General features: G+C 59.9%; 15 protein-coding genes. 4 read left to right on the plus strand and 11 right to left on the minus strand.

Features of this window, described 5'->3' with window-relative positions:
- Positions 1–3: 3 nt before the first annotated feature.
- The 5 genes from LAP85_13490 to LAP85_13510 all read right to left on the minus strand — a co-directional run bounded on the left by LAP85_13490 (position 4) and on the right by LAP85_13510 (position 7620).
- Complete coding sequence (locus LAP85_13490) at positions 4–153, minus strand: hypothetical protein (protein ID MBZ5497409.1); 150 nt, start codon at positions 151–153, stop codon at positions 4–6.
- 403 nt (positions 154–556) lie between these two features.
- Positions 557–2851 carry a putative Ig domain-containing protein gene (locus LAP85_13495; protein ID MBZ5497410.1) on the minus strand — a complete coding sequence of 765 codons (2295 nt, stop codon included), beginning with the start codon at positions 2849–2851 and terminating at the stop codon, positions 557–559.
- Between the two features lie 113 nt (positions 2852–2964).
- A complete protein-coding gene (locus tag LAP85_13500; GenBank protein ID MBZ5497411.1) occupies positions 2965–3945 on the minus strand; it encodes a SpoIIE family protein phosphatase in 981 nt (326 codons plus the stop codon).
- Positions 3946–4079: 134 nt separating this feature from the next.
- Positions 4080–5657, minus strand: a complete 1578-nt coding sequence (locus tag LAP85_13505) for an alpha/beta fold hydrolase (protein ID MBZ5497412.1) — start codon at positions 5655–5657, stop codon at positions 4080–4082.
- Positions 5658–6909: 1252 nt separating this feature from the next.
- Positions 6910–7620 carry a hypothetical protein gene (locus LAP85_13510; protein ID MBZ5497413.1) on the minus strand — a complete coding sequence of 237 codons (711 nt, stop codon included), beginning with the start codon at positions 7618–7620 and terminating at the stop codon, positions 6910–6912.
- A gap of 156 nt (positions 7621–7776) precedes the next feature.
- Between LAP85_13510 and LAP85_13515 the strand changes: the two genes are divergently transcribed.
- Complete coding sequence (locus tag LAP85_13515; protein MBZ5497414.1) at positions 7777–9120, plus strand: M48 family metallopeptidase; 1344 nt, start codon at positions 7777–7779, stop codon at positions 9118–9120.
- 5 nt (positions 9121–9125) lie between these two features.
- Here the strand turns inward: LAP85_13515 and LAP85_13520 are convergent, their stop codons facing one another.
- The 4 genes from LAP85_13520 to LAP85_13535 all read right to left on the minus strand — a co-directional run bounded on the left by LAP85_13520 (position 9126) and on the right by LAP85_13535 (position 14325).
- On the minus strand, positions 9126–9602 hold the full coding sequence (locus LAP85_13520; protein MBZ5497415.1) for a thioredoxin family protein: 477 nt from the start codon (positions 9600–9602) through the stop codon (positions 9126–9128).
- A gap of 165 nt (positions 9603–9767) precedes the next feature.
- Positions 9768–10610, minus strand: a complete 843-nt coding sequence (locus LAP85_13525) for a sugar phosphate isomerase/epimerase (protein ID MBZ5497416.1) — start codon at positions 10608–10610, stop codon at positions 9768–9770.
- A gap of 71 nt (positions 10611–10681) precedes the next feature.
- On the minus strand, positions 10682–12031 hold the full coding sequence (locus tag LAP85_13530; GenBank protein ID MBZ5497417.1) for a Gfo/Idh/MocA family oxidoreductase: 1350 nt from the start codon (positions 12029–12031) through the stop codon (positions 10682–10684).
- A gap of 284 nt (positions 12032–12315) precedes the next feature.
- Positions 12316–14325 carry a hypothetical protein gene (locus LAP85_13535; protein MBZ5497418.1) on the minus strand — a complete coding sequence of 670 codons (2010 nt, stop codon included), beginning with the start codon at positions 14323–14325 and terminating at the stop codon, positions 12316–12318.
- 540 nt (positions 14326–14865) lie between these two features.
- On the opposite strand from LAP85_13535, the gene LAP85_13540 reads away from it, so the two are divergent.
- From LAP85_13540 to nrfD, 3 genes are read left to right on the plus strand one after another with little or no spacing between them, the layout of a single operon-like run.
- A complete protein-coding gene (locus LAP85_13540) occupies positions 14866–15606 on the plus strand; it encodes a hypothetical protein (protein MBZ5497419.1) in 741 nt (246 codons plus the stop codon).
- Between the two features lie 16 nt (positions 15607–15622).
- A complete protein-coding gene (locus LAP85_13545) occupies positions 15623–16363 on the plus strand; it encodes a 4Fe-4S dicluster domain-containing protein (GenBank protein MBZ5497420.1) in 741 nt (246 codons plus the stop codon).
- Positions 16360–17577: a polysulfide reductase NrfD gene (gene nrfD, locus LAP85_13550; protein ID MBZ5497421.1), complete on the plus strand. Its 1218-nt coding sequence runs from the start codon at positions 16360–16362 to the stop codon at positions 17575–17577. Before LAP85_13545 ends, nrfD begins: the two co-directional genes overlap by 4 nt.
- An 83-nt stretch (positions 17578–17660) precedes the next feature.
- On the opposite strand, the gene LAP85_13555 is transcribed toward nrfD, so the two are convergent.
- Together LAP85_13555 and LAP85_13560 are read right to left on the minus strand one after the other, a co-directional pair.
- Positions 17661–19055, minus strand: coding sequence for a SpoIIE family protein phosphatase (locus LAP85_13555; protein ID MBZ5497422.1), 1395 nt, complete (start codon positions 19053–19055; stop codon positions 17661–17663).
- Between the two features lie 237 nt (positions 19056–19292).
- Positions 19293–20276: an aldo/keto reductase gene (locus LAP85_13560; protein MBZ5497423.1), complete on the minus strand. Its 984-nt coding sequence runs from the start codon at positions 20274–20276 to the stop codon at positions 19293–19295.
- Positions 20277–20303: the final 27 nt, after the last annotated feature.

Below are 20303 nucleotides of genomic sequence, written 5' to 3' on the forward strand. Positions count from 1 at the left end.
GGATCAATTCCTTGGCTGCAATTCCAATCCCAACAGGATCCTGACCCTGTCGGCCATGTCGCCGAACGGGCGACGCAGGGGCAGCGGCAAGTTCCTGATCCGCGCCGTGGGACCCTTCTGCAGTGAAAGCCCGCCCATGCTTTTCCTGGCCATGTCTTTCATTCCTCTTCTTTTGCGATGCATGAATTCCGGCGGCGCGCTGGGGGAGACGCACCGGAGACCAGAGCATCTGCTGCCGCCCTTGTATCCCATGGCGGAGCTGGTTTCGTTGCCGGATGAAGGTATATTTCGACGTTCAGATTCCAGTCGCCAGCTTATAAGAATGACCGAATAATTGTCAAGTCAGGCGGGCAATTGCAAATGGCCTGCGACCTCTGCTCTGAAAAATTACAGGAGGTCCGGCACCATTCCCCTCCAAGTGTCGAACCTGACCTTGATCAACGCAGGATGATCATAGGGGACTCGACCGATCATGACACGGTATTCCGCCGAAACCTGCCCCCTTAGGGATTCCGGACGACAGGATATTCCGGCGTTCGGATGATGACCCGGCACTTCATTGTGTGAGCTTCCATAACACGACGCCGTGGGCGGGGACACGGGCTGGGATCGTTCTTTTGAACTCGCCGGTGTTCCGTTGACGCCACACATCTCTGGCCCTGACTGGAGCCGTGTACCCCAACTTGCCGAGATCGAGTGCGTAATCCTTCGGCCCCTCGCTGAGGTTGAAGATCCCGACGGCCCGGCCTCCGTCTGCCAGTTCCTTTACCCAGACCTGGATCGCATCCTCGGTGATTTTCGGGACCGCCTGCCTGCCTAGGGGATCCTGGTCGAGTGCGAGCACTTCGTCGTTGGTCAGCAGATTCAGCGTGAAGTCGTCCAATCGTTCGAGGTCGCAGCCGATGAGCAGCGGGGCGGAGAGCAGGCACCAGAGGCTGATGTGGGTGTACTGCTCATCGGGTGTCAGACGCGTCGGATGGAGGCTGGGCCCCCAGCCGACCCAGCCGACAACGAGCATGTCCGGGTCATTCCAGCGTCCGGGCCCTGCGAACGTCGCATTCTCCGTTTGGCTGAAACCGATGCTCTTCAAACTCTCCCAGGTGTCGGTGATATCCTCGGTGGTGCGCCACAGGTTGCCACCGGCCTCGGCACCCCACTCCCATACTTTTCCCATGCCATACTGGCACAGGCTGTAGATGATGTCCCTGTCGATCTGGTCGAGGTGGCGGCGCATCAGTTGATAGGGCTTCATCAGCTCGGCCCGCGAGTTGTCCCTGGCAATCTTGTCGTACGAGCACCAGTCGTATTTCAGGTAATCGATCCCCCAGGCCGCCCAGCTGCGCGCATCGTTGCCTTCGTGCTGATATGTGGCGGCGTAACCGCCGCACGTCAGCGGGCCAGGTGAGCTGTAGATCCCGAATTTGAGGCCAAGCGCATGGATTCTGTCACCGAGCGCCTTCATGTCCGGGAACCTCTCGTTCGCGATGATGTCGCCGTTTGCCTTGCGTTTCGGAGCCGGTGAATCGCCCTTGATCTCCCACCCATCGTCGACATTTATGTAAGTCCAGCCATGGTTCTGAAAACCTTTGTTTTTAAACGTCTGCGCGCTGGCCAGGACCTTGTTCTGGTCGACGGTCAGGCCCCAGGCGTTCCAGCTGTTCCAGCCCATAGGCGGAGTCAGCGCAATGCGGTCGCCTATGACCATGGTAAGCACGCGCTCCGTCTTTCCAAGGGCGTTCTCCGCAGCGAGCACGACTCTGTACTCGCCACGGACCGAGGTGCGGCCGCTGATGATGCCGGTGGCTGGGTCGAGCGTGAGGCCTGCGGGCAATCCCTTGGCGCCATACGTCAGCGGGCGTTTGCCGGTGGCCGCAACGGCGTGCAGAAACGGACGGCCCGGCCGCGCACCGACGATGCCCGCACCGTTGATTTTCGGCTCCTCGGAGGGAGCAGGCGTCAAGATGTAGGGCACTTCCTCCTGCCAGGCCGACTTTTCTCCCGTAGGCTCATAGGTGAACGTACACTCCATTTGTGCGGGGTGATCCGTCGAGGCCATTTTTATCGTGAAATCCCGGCTGGCATTCGGCCGGAGCCGCACGAGCGTTTCGCTCTTTGACAGTTCCCGGCCGGACAACTTGTCCGTTGCGCGCATCACGAACCGACCTTCAAGCGTGTGTGCAGCCGATGTGTTCCGGATGGAAAACTTCTTTAGGATCTCCCGGCCCTCATAGACAAAGGGCTGTGCCACCCTGTCGGAGGCCAGGTAGTCAGGGAAGGCGACCATGCGCAGCGACCCATCCCCCGTGTACATGCCGCCCAGGCCGCCGGCATCGAAAACCCGAACGGCGATTACATTTTCCTTGTCCCAAAGAATGCGCGGATCGTTCGGCGGTATGACGTAGATGCGTTCCTTGTCGTAGAGGTTCGTGTCCGCCTTGGTATAGGAGTCATCGAGCGGCGTGTCGGCAGGAACCGTCATCCCATTGATTCCCAACACGCGGCCGTTGAGGAACGACTGGTCGAAATTGTTGATCTTGCCCAGAAAGATCCGCAGCCCGTCTTTGAGATAGGAACTCTTAGTCAGGCTCGAGGGTATGACAACGCGGAGCCTGTACCAGGCAAAACCGTCGAGCTTGTCATACCCTTGGGAATCCCAATTCTGATCGACGCGGATCGAAACCCACCTGGAATCGTCGTATTCGGGTCTGGCGTATTGCGGATTGTCGCCGGTCATGAACCGCCAGCCGTCGCGGAGAACGGTGACTTCCTGCTTCTGAGGGACACGCTGACAGGCGGGGAAGAATAACGCCATCGAGATGCTCAATACGGAAAGGACAGAACTCTTATGCACGCAAGACCTCCTCGAGACAAAGGGAGTGCGCATGGTACGGACAAGATACGCGGATTTTACAGCAAAAATTGGATTTTGAGGGCGTCGCCCCGTAGAAAGGAAAAGACGCTTCGCTATCCGATCCGCTCAATCACCATCAGGGTCAGGTCATCTCCGCCCGGCACACCGGAACGAAACTCATCAGCTCTTGCCATGAAAGAACGCACCATTGCGCGCGCCGAGAGTGCCTGCTGCGCCTTTGCCAACTCGATCAGCGGCTGGACTCCGAACTCCACGCCCGCTTTGTTTTGTGCCTCGGAAAGACCGTCGGTGAAGAGCACGAGACGATCGCCTTTGGCCAGCCGGACTGTGTCGGATGCGAACTCCTCACCGCAAAACATGCCGAGCGGCAGGCCGGTGGGATCGATGCTTCTGACTTCTGATGCGCGCACCATGAGAGGGGGCAGGTGTCCGGCGTTGCAGAGCTCCACATCACCGTGTTTTCCGGCCTTTCCGCATACCAGCGTGGCGTATTGGCTGGCCAGGGTGCTTTCGCAGAAGACCCGGCTGGCGCGCTCGACCATCTGGACCAGAGGCAGCCCCACGCCGATCAGGGCGCGAAACAGCGCGTGCAGGTGGGCCATGAGCATGGAGGCGGGGACCCCCTTGCCTGAGACATCGCCCAGCATGAAGTAGAGACTCCCTTCCTCGGTGGTCACCAGGTCGCAATAGTCCCCACTGACCGGGCCTGCCGGTTCGTAGTGGTACGCCGCCTGCCAACCCGCGTGAGCGATGTCCTGCGGCGGCAGCAGGCGCGATTGGATGCTCGCAGCCAGTTCCAGATCTTCTTCAAGAGCCCTGCGCTGGGGAGGCGTGAGATGATCGAGGCAGAATCGTGTCAGGGGATCCGTCATGAGCCTGTCTGCCTCGATCGAGTCATGACAGGTTTCACAGAGCCCGAAAGTCCCTTCATCCATCCGGGACAAGGCCGCGTCCACCTCATCCAGCAGCCCGGCCAGGTAGGCGCTTTCGGAAGCGGTGGACATGGCGTCCTGAAGCCTGTGCCGGCGGGTTGTCAGTTGCGTGCGTAAAACACTTTCGAGATGGGTAGCCATACAGCCTGCTCCTGCATAGCGTCTCTATTCCATGGCACCTGCTGTCCTCTCGGGTGGTTTCAACTCGAGTTTCAGCAGCAGCCTCAGGAACAAGATTACATGAAACGCCAGCATCAGCAAGAACCCGATCAGGATCAACGTCTCAGGTCTCCCTCGAAGAGTTTCAGAATCCGCTTGTACTCGTCGGCCCAGCTCGTCTCCTCGGTGAAACTGTGATTTTCCACCGGGAAGGGCGCGACCTCCCAGTTTTCCTTGCGCAGCTCGATGAGGCGCTGGATCAGCCGGACGGTGTCCTGGAAGAACACGTTCGTGTCCACCATGCCGTGGCAAATGAGCAGGTGGCCTTTCAGGCCGTCGGCAAAATAGATGGGCGAGCTGCGCTTGTAAGCCTCCAGATCACTCTGAGGCATATTGAGGATCTGGGCTGTGTAACCATGGTTATAATGCGCCCAGTCGGTCACGGGCCGAAGCGCCGCGCCGGCAGCGAAGACATCCCGGGTCGTGAACAGCGCCATGAGCGTCAAAAATCCGCCGTAGCTGCCGCCGTAGAGACCGATGCGTTTCGGATCGACCTTCTCCGTCACCACCAGGTATTTCGCGCCGTCGACGATGTCGTCGAGATCCTTGCCGCCCATGTGCTCGTAAATGGCCGTGCGCCAGTCACGGCCGTAGCCGGAACTTGCTCGATAGTCGGGATCGAGGACGACATAACCGCGCGAGGCGAGCAGGTTGTTAAACATGAACTCGCGATAGTAGCTCGATGACCAGTACTTATGGGCATTCTGCAGGTACCCGGCGCCGTGCACAAAGATGACGGCGGGGCGCCGCGGGTCGCGTTTAGCGCCGATCATCTCCGGGGTGAAGAGCCGTGCATATACTTCGGCGCCGTCGCGCGCCTTGTAGATGATGACTTTGGGATCAATCCACTTGAAGGCACGCCACTCATCCGTGGGCGTGGTCGTCACCTGCTTTGCCTGAGCGCCGGGTGTGAACGGCATTACGTATAGTTCGGGCGGCTTGGTGCTGTAAGAATAAATGATCGCGAGCGATTTTTCGTCGGGCGATACCGTCGCCTCGTTCGATCCGGTCATGGTCGTGATGCGCGTCGCCGGCCCGCCGTCGACGGACATCGTGTAGAAGTGGCGCTCGCCGGGGTGAACTTCATTCGAGGTAAAAAATATCTTCGTTCGATCGCTCGAGAGCCGCGCGCTTTCGACTTCCCACTTACCCGACGTCAATTGCTTTGCGGATGGCTGGGCCGCGGTGACGTCCAACGAGTAGATATGCATCCAGCCGTCTTTCTCCGACATGAACAGGAAGCGCTTGTTGTCGGGCAGCCATGCGATGCCACCGCCGCCGAAGCCACCGCCGCCGCCCGTGCCGGTCGCCACCGACCCTTCCCGAAGCCACGCGTCGTCATGAGCGTTGTCGAGCACCGAGGCTTTGCCTGTTGCGGGATCGATGGTGACGAACCAGCGATCTTTGTAATCCTGCGACCGCACGGTGACGACGGCATGGCTGCCGTCGTCGGACCATTCGGGCGTGCTCCAGTTGAGAATCCGGGGTACGGGCGCATCGCCCGGTTTTATCGGCCGTTCGTTGCCGGCAAAGGCCGAGGCGTCGGCCCAGGAGGTCTTGTTCTGCTTGAGGTCGAGAATGGCAAGCCCCCTGCGCCCCTGGGAATCGCCCACATTCGAGCGGCCGGGGATCATTTCCGGGTACGCAGACTCAGTGACGTAGCTCGGCACATCCTGGGCGCGCGCCGGGATCTCCGGGCGTTCGCTCACTCCGAAATACACGTAGTTTTCGTCGGTGGACAGCTGCAAATCGGTTACGCTCTGACGCGCAGACGGCTGGAAGCGCGCGATCGGTTCGGGCGGGGGACCGGCCTGGCCGCCAGGGCCGCCCCGCCGTCCGGCGCCCCCGCCGCCACGGCCGCCCTGCTGGCGCACCTCGGCCTGTCGCTTGAGATATTCGATCAGGTTCTGTTCTTCCTGGCGGAGCAGCCGCTGCGATTCGGTCAGCGCCTGATCACCGCCGCCGCGCCCGCCCTGTGCGCCGCCGCGCTGACCCGCCGTCACCCCGCGCGCTCCGGCGGCCGCGGCTGCGGGCGTTTCCGACGGCGGCGCCGCGACATCCGTCAGCTGCACTTCAGCCGGCGAGCTGGCCGCGCCGTCCAGAGCCATCAAAAACAGGTTGCCGTCGCGCATGAACGTAACCGCGGTATCATTGCGCGCCCAGCGCGGATTGGACTCGATGCTTGCCGTCTTCATCAATTGCCGGCGCGTGTTGGCCGCGACGTCAAGGATCACGATGTTGCCGCCCTCGGCCATGAGCATCCGACGCTTGGCCCGATCCAGGCGCCCGGTGGGTACGGCGAGCTGCCGGACCTCGTCGGCGCTGAGCTGACGGAGGTCAGCACCGTCCCGTGTGACTGAATATGTCTGGGCGCGATCCTCGTTCGGTTTCTGCCAGGAAAAGTAAATCTTTGAGGAGTCCGGCGCCCAGCGCACGGCACTCGGCGCGGAACCGACGAGCTTCGGGCCGCGCATGATGCTGTCGACCGACAGGGTGAAGGGAGACGGCGCCGCGGCCGCGGGCTGCTGGGGGGCCGTCTGCTGGGCGGTGACCATCAAGGTGCCGGTGGCACAGATAAGAACGAGCACGGTCAGAATTCGGCGCATGGATTGTACCCTCTGAAGCCGGCCGGGCGGTCTTGCGGCTGCAACGCCCGTCGAACTTCCGGAAACGGGACGCACGCGTCCCGGAAATGCGACGCGTATCGGAGCCACGGGCCGCGGCACTGCATGGCATAATTTGATCGAGCCGCTCCCGTCACGCGCCGTCCGCGTCTGAATCCAAATGTCTGTGCGCAAGTTTATAGGACACTCCCTCTTGCGGCACAAGAGGAAAGGTCCGGTGACTGGGTCGTCAGCCGGCAATGGGTACCCTGAATGGTAGTCGTTACTTCTTCGTGAGTACCAAAGCGAAGGATGAGCCGCCCTGAGACCACTCACCGGTCAGGGTTTTCGCATCTTCACTCAGCTTGCCGTTGTATTCGGCGGGAATGAGTTTCACACTGATCTTGATGGAATTCTCGCTTGCCGAGATCATGCTGATTGGTATTCCAACCGCCCCCTGATCCGGGCTGTCAAGACTACCCGCGGCAGAATCTTCTTTGTTTGCAAGATTGAAAACGAGACGAACCGAACCCATAGGGCTGTCCAGTTTCCCTTCCCATTTGCCGGTGAACTTCTCCGGAATTGCCGGAATCTTAGCCGGCACGACAACCTTGGCCGCACCGGTTCTTTTCAAAGAAAAGGCGGTGCTGCTGCCGGCTTGGGAGAATTCCCCCGAAAGGGTAGAGCCGTCCGCAGACAGCTTCCCTTTAAACATCGGATCGCCCTGACCTCCGGAAAGCCCAAAAGTGACGGAGTCGCCCGATACCGATATGTCGCGCAGGGGCAGGTCTTTCACCCCCTGCTCCGGCATGTCAATGTCGCCGATCCAGGTACCCTTGGCATCCCGATCGAGGTCCAGAATCACCTTCAATTCTCCGGTAGGGATGGTGATGCTGCCTTCCCAGTGGCCTGCGGGACTCACTTTCGTCTGCGCGCCGGATAGAACCGAAAAAACAAACAGCAAACCAAAGCAGAAAAAGCCGAGACGATTCACGGCACCCTCCCCTGTTGATGGATCCCTATCATCTTGGTACGAATTACCTGCCTGCTCAAAAAAACAGTTTCATCCACATGCCGCGTGCGATACAAGTCGAAATTGGGGAGATGATATTATTTCAGTGCTGGAACCTCATCCCGGTATGGAGGACCAATGCACAGTCGCACACTGATTTGCGTCTTCAGCCTCATCCTGGTCTCTGGTCCCGTCGTTCTTGCCCGGCAAGCGGGCGCTGTCACGCCCGCATCCCCCGTGGCGCCGTTTGACGTCAAGGCCGCCGTTGACGCGTACCTGGCGGGCGTGCCGGCCGACGCGCGTGCGCGCTCGGACGCTTACTTCGAGGGTGGCTACTGGCTCATGTTGTGGGATTATCTGTGCGGGGCCGGCGTGGCGCTGATCCTGCTCGGCACACGCCTCTCCGCGAAAATGCGGGACTCCGCCGAACGGATCACGCGCTTCAAACCGCTCCAGACCGCTATCTACTGGACTGAGTTCCTGATCATTACCACCGTGCTGACTTTTCCGCTGACGGTTTACGAGGGTTTCTTCCGTGAACGCAAGTACGGCTTGATGAACCAGACGTTCGCGGACTGGTTCGGCGACTCCGCAAAGCAACTGCTGGTCAGCCTGATCCTCGTCGGCGTCCTCGTGACTGCGCTGTTCGGCATTGTGCGCCGGCTGCCGCGCACCTGGTGGATCTGGGGCTCCATAGTGTCAATCGTGTTTCTGATGTTTTCGATCCTCATTTCTCCCGTCTGCATTGCGCCTCTCACCAACACCTACACCAGGCTGCAGGACGAGCGCGTGCGCCAGCCGATCCTTTCCATGGCGCGTGCCAACGGCATTCCCGCCACTGACGTCTGGGAAGTCGACGCATCCCGGCAGTCAAACCGGGTCAGCGCCAATGTCAGTGGATTCCTGGACACTGAGCGGATCACCCTCAACGACAACCTGTTGAAACGCTGCACGCTGCCTGAGATCGAGACCGTCATGGGCCACGAAATGGGTCACTATGTCCTGAATCATATTTACAAGGACATAATGTTCTTCGGCATCGTGGCACTGGTTTTCTTTGCGTTTCTGCGTTGGTCCCTCGACTGGTCGCTGGCGCGTTGGGGGCAAAGGTGGGGCGTTCGGGGTGTTGGTGACACTGCGGTGCTGCCTCTGGTTGTGCTGCTGGGATCGATTTTCTTCTTTGTGATGACCCCGGTGAACAATTCGTGGGTACGGGTGCAGGAGTATGAAGCCGACATCTTCGGTCTCAATGCCGCCCGTCAACCCGACGCGGAGGCCAGGGTCGACCTGATGCTTGGCGAATATCGCAAGCTCGATCCGGGACGGTTGGAGGAAATCCTGTTCTACGACCATCCCAGCGGGCGCACGCGCATCACCGCCGCAATGAGATGGAAGGCGGAGCACCTGGCAGAGCTGCAGGGGGCGCCCGGAGCACCGGCCCGGGAGGCAAGACCGTTGTCGCCGGGCGTTGCGGGCAAGTGATTGCGCTATTTAAACACGATATCCATGATGTCTTCCAGCAGGCCGGTCTTGGGTTTTTCCACGATGCGGCCGATCTCTTCGCCGTCCCGATAGAAAATGAAGCTCGGCACACGTTCCACTTTCATCTCTTCGACGTAATACTTGACGTCTTTGTTCGCCTTCCTCGGCACCCCGAAGTATCGGACCGGCACTTCGGTTCCCAGACGATCGAGAATCTTGATGAACAGAGGCACATTGTTGCGTGAGTCGGGACACCAGAGCCCCAGGTAGACATCGATCTTCATGTCGGCCCCGAGCTTTGTCTTCAACGCGTCCACCATGTCCGCCGCCGGTTCATACTTATCGTATTTGTCCTGCCACTCCTGGCCGGCGGCGAAGATCTTCTCCCTGGTGAGCTCTTCCGGCGCTTGCCTGCCGGCCAGAACAAACGGAATCAAAAGCGCGGCGCCTGTGGCCAAAGCAATAAACAGACTTCGTCGCATTCGTTACCTCCCGTTCAAGAGCTGGTGCCAGAATACCCATTTCCCTGATTCATGTCCAACATTGCGCTGGCTCCGCGCGGATCGCCGCGGAGGAGAATTTCAGATCGACCCTGAGAAGGCCGCCCTCCTGCAGTAGGACAGGAACAGACATCCTGTCGCTCACTTCTACAGTGAAGCCAGGACACCCCTCACGTAGCCGATCGACTCAGCTGCGCCGGGGAGGGGATCCTTCTCGTCCTTTTCGTACTCGAGGCTTACAGTGCCGGCATAACCGGTCTTGATCAACGCGCGCAAAAAAGCCGGGATGTCGATGACACCCCGCCCCATCTCGCAGGTCTCGCCTCTCTCATTGGCCGCGGTGACGTCCTTGATGTGGACATCGATGAGCCGGTCCGCGAAGCGCACGGCGTCCGCCGCTGGATCGATTCCCGATCGCTTCGCGTGTCCGGCGTCGATGCACAAGCCGATGCGGCGGTCGAGGCCCTGGATCTTCTGATAGGCGCTCTCGGGAGTTGGGTAGATTTTATCCGTCGGACCGTGGTTGTGGATGGCGACGCGGATATCATAGTTTCCGACAAGGGTGTTCACGAGCGGAAGGAGTTCGTGGTTCGGGACACCGACGATGATACCCATTCCTGCAGCTTTGGCATAATCGAAGGCCTGCCGCGCTTCCGCTTCATTCTGCATGTAGATGACGCCGCCGGCATACAGATCGAGACCGGAGGCCTTTACCTTGGCGACTGCGGCCCGGATTTCGTCCGCCTCTGCCTCCAACGGCAGGTGGAAACTCTTCAAGGAAATCCTCTTGAGGCTGAGCCTCCTGGTCATAGCCAGGGTTCCGTCGAGCCCGAAGGCCCGAAACGTATACGAGGCCATGCCGAGTTCGAACTTCGGTGCCGTGGTTTTACGCTGCGGTGCCTGGCGCATCGGGAGCGCCTCCGCGGCCCACCCTGCACCCAGTCCCATCCCGGTGACTTGGAAAAACGCTCTGCGAGTGGTCTTTTGCATGGGACGCCTCGTCATGGGAGATTGTTTCCCCATCCTCCGGCCGCGCGCGACATCGTGCCGGACCGTGTCCGTCATGCCGTCGGCAGAACCCAGGGCTTCCGATATTGGCGGCTCACGAGGGCCTGAGCCTCGGCGTCACCGGAAATATTCTCGGTTGCCGGGTCCCACTTGACATAGCGCCGCAACCGGACGGCAATGTTGCCGAGATGGGGAGCGGTGATGGATTTGTGGCCGATCTCGACGTCCGCCGTGGGTATCTTCCGCGTCTTGAGACACTCGACGAAATTCTTCACATGTTCGAGGTGGAAGTCGCCGCCGACAAGCTGGCGTGGTGTCGGCATCATGCGGAAGACGCGCTCGGGCTGCTTGAATCGGTCAGTCTCGGCATAAACCTCCCAGCCGCCGCGGTCGACGACGAGAATGCCGTTTTCGCCATGGAACTCGCAGCCGTGCTCGCGCTGCCATGGCCCGATGCCGCAGCCAATCATGTGCTCCCACACAAGAGAGAAGCTCGGGAACTCGATGATGGACTGTTGCGTGTCGGGCGTTTCGCGAATGTCGTTGGGGAAGCCGAACTTGCCGCCGATGGCCATCGCGCCCCGGGGTTCCTCGCCCATGGCCCACATGACAACGTCGACCATGTGGGCACCCCAGTCTGTCTGCAGTCCGCCCGAATAGTCCCAAATCCAGCGGAAGTTGTGATGGACGCGCATCCGGTTGTAGGGACGCTGGGGCGCCGGGCCGAGCCACATGTCGTAATAGAGTTCGGGCGGCGGCGGCTCGTCGGGCGGGAAGCCGATATCGCCTTTCCAGTCGAGGTAGGCCCAGGCGCGCACCATCCGGATTTTGCCAAGCTTGCCGCCCTTCACAAACGCCACGGCGTCCTTGAAGTGGCCGGCGCTGCGCTGCTGCGTGCCGACGTCGACGACCCGCTTGTGCTTGCGGGCCGCCGTCACCATGGCCCTCCCCTCCGCGATCGTCGTGGCCAGAGGCTTCTCGACGTAGACATCCTTCCCTGCCTGGCAGGCCAGGATCGTTGCCAGCGCGTGCCAGTGGTCGGGAGTGGCTACGATGACAGCGTCGATATCCTTGCGGTCGAGGATTTGGCGGAAATCCTTGTAGCCGTCGGGATTCTTCCCGCGGGCATCCGCGACCATCTTGACGCCCTCGGCCATGTGCTTGTCGTCGACATCTGCGATGGCAGGGCAATCGACTGCGGGAAGCTTCAGGAAGGCACCGAGATCGGCTTTGCCCTGCCCACCGCTGCCGATCAGGGCAACGCGGATCTTGTCGCTCGGGGCCGCCTGTTTCTGCCGCCCATCGAGAACCGCTGCCGTTCCCAGGCCGGCCACGGCCGCGGTCGCCGCCGCAGTCGTCCTGGCGGTGTTCCCCAGGAACCTGCGTCTCGTCATTCTATTCATAACGGGCCTCCTCCAAGCAGGATGGAAGGAAAGATGTCCATATATACACCAGATGGTTGGGGACGGACCATCGATAATTCGAGCTTGCGTGCGCCAGGTCAGTCTGGAACTGGGCGAAAGTAGAAATAGCCAGTGGAAGGAATGCGATCCGTGCTGGATAAAAGAGCGTGCTCCTGCAGCAGTTTCCCGGCTTCATGAACAAGCTTCCAGTCTTGGGAAAGTCACCAATGTCCTCGATCCAGCCGGGATCTCTGCGCAGTTATGCCGGATTCCACCGAAGATCCTCAGCGAGTGGCAGCAGGCATTGACTCTGTTCCTCGCGCCGGTTCTTGTCCGCCGCGGCGCAAACGCGGAGAGAGAATCAGCACGCATCCATACACGGCGAGAGCGAGGAAAAGTGTTGCCGGACGTGAGCGCGAAAAATCCTGCAGCAGGATCTTCAAGCCGGTTACGGCGAGAACCGGATAGACCAGCCAGCCCCACTCCGCAAAACGTTTGCTTCTGCCTCCCCAGGCAAGCAGGAGAGCGGAAAGAGCGAGAACCACAGTCCTCACCGTTGCCAGAATTCCCGCTTCCGCGCCGCCTTCCGGCAGACCTCCCAACATGCGGGCGGCCAGGGATACCACCATTCCGCCGAAGCCGCCCAGGAATACAAACGTGACGATGAGGTTCTGGACCTGATACCAGCCTCGTCCGATGTTGGCCTGCATGCGCAGGGGCAGGCTCTCATTGAGTACTGCACCTGCAAGAATGATCAGAAAGGCGATGCTGGGATTGGCGCCGACCGTGCTCGGGGCGCCCGCGAACGCGGTTCCAAAGTAAGAGAAGAATCCGCCGGCCACACTGGCTGCGATCACACAGATCGTTGAGTGCAGAACCAGGGCGAAGCTGGAGGTGCGCCATCCCAGCCACTTGATCAGCACTGCCAGAAAGACGTACCCCAGGCTGAGTGCCGCCCCGCTCATGAGGAGGCCGCTGCCGGTCATGGTGAACAGCAAGGCCAGTGAAGTATAGAAATAGAAATTCCTGCTATGGCCGTCTCTTCTGTCCACGAAGGCGAAGGCCACCGCATAGGTAGCCACTCCGAGCAGGAGTCCGGCACTCCCCAGAATGGAGCTCCCGAAGCCCGTGTTTCGCGTAATCGAAACCGCTCCGACAAAACCGAGCAGAAAGGCCGCAATCACCTGGACGACTTCAAAGGGTATGACGTTGCGCGCCCGCACGATCGTCCGGATGGCGATATTGGCCAAGTACAGGCCAAGCAGGAGGAGTTGGACCGTCAGTACCACGGCCAAAGATTCCCGAGGGTGCGGTTGGAGCGCGCGAAAGGTGAGAGCGAACACGGCCAGGTCGGCGCCAAGGGCGACCGGCCAGCGCAGGCCGCGCCACTCCAACTGATAGCCCAGCCAGAGAGTAACCAATCCCAGCAGGATCAAGAAGCAGGCGCCGGCAACGAACGCTTCCATGTTGAACATCACTGCTACTGTAGTTGCCAGGGATCCGAGGGTCACGAACCAAGCCAGCGTTTCGAAGCGGCGCCTGCAGGCAATAATCATGCCTGCGGCGGTAATGGCGCCCAGCAGCCAGGTGTGCCAGGGCGGCTGCAATATATGGAACCGCGTCACCGCCTCCCAGACAAGCGGGAAGGCCGTGAGCGAGGCGGCGATTCCGTGAAATGCGCAGCTCCACCACAGACCTCGTCCGGCCGCATGATCTGCGGCTCCCAGCCACAGCAGAGCGTAAACCAGCCCCAGAAATATCCCCAGGGAAGGGGAGAGCGTGCCGGCTTCCGTCAGAGCTCGCAGGAAGTAGGCGCCGGCCATCACCAGAAACAATCTTCCAACCAGGGAAAGAACGCCCGTATTCCCCACCCATTCGTAGTTCTGCGGCATTGGGGAAACTGCCGGGGACGCCAGCCTGTCTTTTTCAGCCGCCTCCTCCGTGGCCTCTGAAGTACTCTGCCTCTCCAGCAGAGCGAGGCGTCCTTCCAGGTCACGAAGCTTCTGCACAAGCTCCCGCATTTCGTATTCCAACTTGCCAATGCGTTCGTCCATGGGTACCTCAAACCATCCTCGCCCGGAGGCCGCCGACATCAATTGCGCGCCAGCTTCCCCGGCGCGGCCACAGGTCCACTTAGGCGCGAGCGCCGGGCGGGCAGATGCAAGGCGCCGCGACGCAAGCGATGTGGTGACATTATCGAGGAGCGGCACCGCCGCAGCTGCCCGCCCGCCGTCGCGCCCCTGGGGGCTGAGGGCCGCAGCAATGCGGGTCTGCTGTTCTGTGACAGACCTCAAACACGCGCACTCCTGTGATGGCAACAAAACCACCAAGCTTGCATTCAAGCCAGATTCCCGAGCTGCGAATGAAATTGGCATCATTGTAGCCGAGGTAGCCTCTGGCGCGCAACGTTTCGCCTGGGCAGACTGTTTGTTGTTCCCTGCCATTGAGACACTGGGATCGCCGCCGCATGCACAAGCGCAAGATGGATTGCGGTTGCGACTGCCAAAGCGATGTTGATACCAGCTCCGATAGTGGCTGCAGCCATCCCCGTTCGGTATCGGATTCGGAATCGCCGTCGCAGCAGCAATTTCTTCTCCAGGCAGCCGGGATATCAAGGGACGCCAGACAAACGGCCGGTTGCAGCGTGTTTCTGCCACTCCCTGAATGGCAATTGTTTGATCAGGGATCTATTGCGGAGCTGGGCCTTTGCATGATATGTAATGCCCTCGGGTTGTGATTCTGATATCCGAATCCACAAAAAACTCAAAAGATCACGCCGAAAGCGCCGGAATCTTGTGAGTAGCTCCTCGCGTGGGGTAAAAAAAGGAGTGTGAATGAAACAATTTGTCAACAAACCGCCCGATGCGCTGGTCCGGGTGATGGTTGTCTTTGTCGTATTTGTAGGCGGTGCGGTCTTGGTGAGGTATCTTCTTCCGGCCTCGCTCAAGGACAAAAGCCTTCATGTCAAGGCCACGGTCGACCAGGAAATGGCGAAGCCGATTCACTACGTGGGATCCGATGTCTGCGCGGCATGCCATGAGGAGTACAACCTCAAGAAATCAGGCTACCACGCCGGCCTGTCATGTGAAACCTGCCATGGCCCGGCCAAAAAGCATGCCGACAACCCGACGGAGGTAAAGCCGGAGGCGCCGCGCATGCGGGAGTTCTGCACGCTCTGCCATGCTTATGACCGCTCCAGGCCGACCGGTTTCCCCCAAATCAATTTTGCGGTGCACAACCCCATGAAACCGTGCATTTCATGCCACAATCCGCATGACCCGAAGCCGCCCAGTGTGCCGCAGGAGTGCGAGGCCTGCCACGGCGAGATTGCACGCACCAAGGCGGTCTCCCCGCACGTGCTGCTCGCATGCACCACTTGCCACACCGTTCCGGACGGGCACAAGGTCACGCCCAGGGCGATACGCGCGGCGATTCCCGGCGGCAGAGATTTCTGCGGCAAATGTCACGCGAAGGGCTCCAGCAATAAGGAGACGCCCAAGATCGACATTGACACTCATGGCGGACGATACCTTTGCTGGCAATGCCATTATCCGCACATGCCGGAGGTGAAGTAGGATGGACAGAAACGACATGGATCGAAGAACATTCGCCGAGAAGCTCATCTCCTTCCTCTTGGTCCCATTGGGAGGGGCAGCGCTCTTCAGAGTGGCCGTGGCAGAAGACGCAAAATACAATCCGGCCGATCACTACTACGGAATGGGAATCCAGACCGACAAATGCATCGGTTGCGGCAGGTGTGTGCAGGCCTGCAAAGAAGAAAACGAAGTTCCCAAGGAGCCTTTTTTCTTCAGGACGTGGGTGGAAAGATACTTCATCAAGTCAAATAACGAGGCGATCGTTCAGAATTTAGATGAGAGGCTCGTAACGAGCAGTCAGCCGGGACCCGACGTTGATGTGGTGCGCAGCTTCTTCGTCCCGAAGCTCTGCAATCAATGCGATAGCCCTCCTTGTGTGCAGGTATGTCCGGTGGCCGCGACCTTCAAGACGACGGAAGGTGTCATTCTGGTGGACAATGATCGCTGCCTGGGCTGCCGGTACTGCATCCAGGCATGCCCGTACGGCGCCAGGTATCTGCACCCTGTCCGGAAAACGGCCGACAAGTGCACCTTCTGTTATCACCGAATCACCAAAGACCTGTCTCCGGCGTGCGTGGAGGTTTGTCCGACCCAGGCAAGAGTATTCGGCGATCTGAAAATCAAAGCCAGCCCGCTCACGCGCTTCAAGCGCATGAATAAGCTTCAGCGCCTGAAGCCGTCGCTGAACACTGAGCCGAAAGTTTTCTACGCAAACCTGGATGGAGAAGTAAGATGAATCAAGCGGCTATCGACACCTTGTACGAACTCTTGAAGCAGGTGACCGGATTTATCTATCCGAACGAGGTCGAAGTCCACTGGTCCATATTGATTGTGATTTACCCGTACCTGACCGGGTTGGTGGCCGGGGCGTTCATCCTCGCTTCGCTCGTCAAAGTATTCAACGTGAAAGAAGTACAGGCGGTCTACCGCCTTGCGCTCCTGACGGCACTGGCATTTCTTCTGATTGCGCCGCTCCCTTTGCTTCTGCATCTGGGGCACCCGGAGCGGGCCTACGAGATCTTCCTGAATCCCAACTTCAGCTCCGCCATGGCCATGTTCGGATTTGTTTACGCGTGGTACCTGATGGTGGTGCTGGTGCTGGAGATCTGGTTCGCCTATCGCAAGGATCTCATCGAATGGGCGCAGCATGAAACCTTTCCGATGCGCTGGATCCATAGAATCATGGCCTTGTTCTCCAGCGATCTGAGCCCGCGGGCGCTCGAGTTCGACCGCAAGCTGATGAAGGCGATCACCATCATAGGCATCCCTTCGGCCTTCCTGCTCCACGGCTATGTCGGATTCATCTTCGGTTCGATCAAGGCGAATCCCTGGTGGAGCAGCGTGCTGATGCCGATCGTTTTTTTGTTCTCCGCCATCGTTTCGGGCATCGCGCTGGTGATCTTGCTTTACATGATCATCCTCCCCCTGAGGGGAGAAAAAATCGACATGCAGTGCCTGGACCGAATGTCCTCTTTCCTGTTTTACTCGGTGATCGTCGATTTTTCGTTGGAATGTCTCGACTTTATCCACCGGCTCTACGAGAGCGAGGAGTCCATCCGGATCCTGAGCGAGCTGGTAATGAACAAGCTCTTCGTCAGCCTGGCCATCATCCAGGTGCTTCTTGGGATGCTCCTGCCGCTCGGGATCATGGTTTGCATCAAGCTTTTCAAGTTCGATGCCGAGCTCAGAAAACTCTTGTATTTCCTTTCCGTGATCCTGATTCAGCTGGGCATCTTCGCTACGCGGTGGAATGTAGTGATCGGCGGACAGATGTTTTCCAAGAGCTTCCGGGGCTTGACGACCTACAAGATGGAAATCGGCGGGATCGAAGGTCTTCTCATGACCCTGGCGTTGCTGGTTCTGCCGCTGCTGGTGCTCACGATCCTCGTAAAGCTGCTTCCCCCGTGGGGCGATGCTCCGAAAACCAGTCTGGAGCAGGCAAAGGGCTGAATCAAGGCCGGGGCGGCGCCGAAATCGCGATGGTCGGAATTGCAGTCGTCATCGGCACCTGACACTGCAAATGGCTGCGGATTTTATCGTGGTCCGGCGCCAATTCTAAGCACTACGATGGTACGATCATCGCGAGGCTGGCTGCGGGGGCCGTCCTTTCCGGCGTGAACCTCGATGGCTTTCACGATGTCTCCCGCGATTCGCTCCGCGGTGAAGGACGCGCACGCCTCGCCCAGCTGTGCGATCAGCCGCCTGAGGCCGAATTCCTCGTCGAGCGCGTTGGTTTGTTCGTGGATGCCGTCGGAGCAAAAGACCACAAAGTCGCCGGGTTGCAGACGCAGGCACACCGACTCGTAGGTGGAGTCGGGGAGGAGGCCGAGCGGCACTCCGGCGACATCAACCGTCTCCACGCGATTGTCGCGCACCAGAAACGGCTGAGGGAACCCTGCGTTGGCCAGGCACAGCTCGCGCCGAACCCCATCGTAGACACCGAATGCCATTGCAATAAACTGACCGTTGCTGCCGGGCATCTGGAGATGTCCGTTCAGATCGGCCAGCATCTCGGCCGGGAGAGAAGGTGAGTGGACGGCATGTTCGCGCAGGATGCCAACGCCCAAGGACGCAAGCAGGGCGGCCGCCGGCCCCTTGCCGGCAACATCGCCCACTGCGATGGCCAGGCGCCCCTCTCCGTAGGGCAGAAGATCATAAAAGTCGCCGCCCAATTCCTGTGCAGGGAGATAGAGCACGGCGATATCAATTCCATGCAGCCGGGGCATCTCCTTTGGCAGAAGCAGTTGCTGGACCTCGCGCGCCCGCTCCAGGTCTTCCGTCCTGCGCTGCTCGGCCCGGCGCAATTGATCGTACAGGCGGGCATTCTCGAGGGCGATAGCCACGGTGGAGGCCAGGGTGGCGAGCATCTGTTCGTGATCTTCGGTGAATGCGCACGGCTCGATGCTCTCGAGATCCAGGACGCCGAGCAGGCGGTCTTTCACGATCAAAGGAATGACCAGCTCCGACTCCACCAACGGGCTCCCCTCGCACCGGATGTACCGTGGGTCGAACTCCACCCGGTCTACGCGGATCGGCTGCCGTTCGAGGGCAGCGGTGCCGCAGAGTCCCTCACCCAGGGCCAACGTAGCTCGTAATTGAATCCTTTCGTCGTAGCACAGGGAAAGAGCGTGTTCGAGCCGCCGCGTCTCGGGGTTCAAGAGCATGACGCTGAAGAGGTCGTAATCCACGAGCCGCTTCACACGCTCGCCGACGGCTCGCAGAAGTGCCTCGAAATCAAGGATTGACGTGAGCTCTTTGCCGATGTCGTGCAGCAGGGCAAGGATGCGCGCCTGCTCGATGAGAGCCGAGGAGAGATGGGCATCGCCGGCAGAATAGGCAAGCGCTTCGCTGCCGGCCTGCGCAGAGAACGAGTCGTGACCTCCAGGCGACTGAGTAAATGCCGCCGCTTTGTAATGCCGTTCCGGCATACTATCCCACACCCTTGAACCGGGCTTGTCCTCCCGGCGGGGCAATCCCGAGCAAGCTGCGCGCCGCCGCTGCCAAGCCTCTATAGAAATTCTATCCCAAAGCATCGCCGGATCAAGGAAGCTGTTCACGGCAGACGCGCCAGACGACTCCAATCCAACCGATCTCGGAAGGCATGTCTGAGCTGTTTCACCCGAGCTTGATCTCTGCGGCGATCCGCCTGCATCTGCGCTTGGAGATTACCAGTGGCCGAGAATCGGGTGGGGACGGTAGGGCTCGGCGAGTGCCTTGAGCTCCTCGTCGTCCAGCCTGAGGCTCATGGCTGCAACCGCCTCGTCAAGTTGACTGATCCTGCTTGCCCCGATGATCGGTGCGGTAATGCCGGGCTGCTGCAGAATCCACGCCAAAGCAACGTGCATGTTGGGAACTCCGCGTTTCCTCGCCACCACGGTGACCCGATCGACCACGGCAAAATCGGAGTCCTGGTAGTAAAGCTTCTGCCCGTAGTCGTCGGTCTTCGCGCGTAGAGTGTCCCCGAAATCGTGCTTGCGCCGGTTTCCGGCCAGAAAACCGCGCGCCAGCGGACTCCAGGGTATGAGGCCGATGCGCTCTTCCAGGCACAACGGAATCATCTCCCGCTCCTCCTCGCGGTAAATCAGGTTATAGTGATTCTGCATAGTCACGAAGCGCGTCAGGCCCAGGCGATCCGCGGTGTAAAGCATCTTCGCGAATTGCCACGCGAACATCGATGATCCCCCAAGATAGCGAGCCTTGCCCGCCTTGACGATGTCGTGGAGCACATGCAGGGTCTCCTCGATCGGGGTTTCGTAGTCAAACCGGTGAATCTGATAAAGATCGACGTAGTCCGTCCCCAACCGCTTCAAGCTGTCGTCGATCGCATGCATAATGTGCTTCCGGGACAGGCCGCGCTGGTTGGGATCTTCGCCCATCGGCCAAAAAACCTTGGTGGCAATTACGACTTTGTCCCGCGCCGGGCAAAAATCACGGAGAGCCCGCCCCAGCACTTCCTCGCTGGCTCCAAGCGAGTACATGTCCGCGGTATCGAAGAAGTTGATTCCCAGCTCCAAGGCGCGTCGGATAAAGGGGCGGCTCTCTTCTTCGTTGAAGACCCATTGGCGCCATCGCCTCGATCCGTAGGTCATCGCTCCCAGACACAGCCGCGAAACCTTTAACCCTGTTGATCCGAGTCGCACGTATTCCATGTCTTTCCTTTCCCTTCCCTTCCAATC

The sequence above is a fragment of the Terriglobia bacterium genome, assembly GCA_020072565.1.
Lineage (GTDB): Bacteria > Acidobacteriota > UBA6911 > UBA6911 > UBA6911 > JAFNAG01.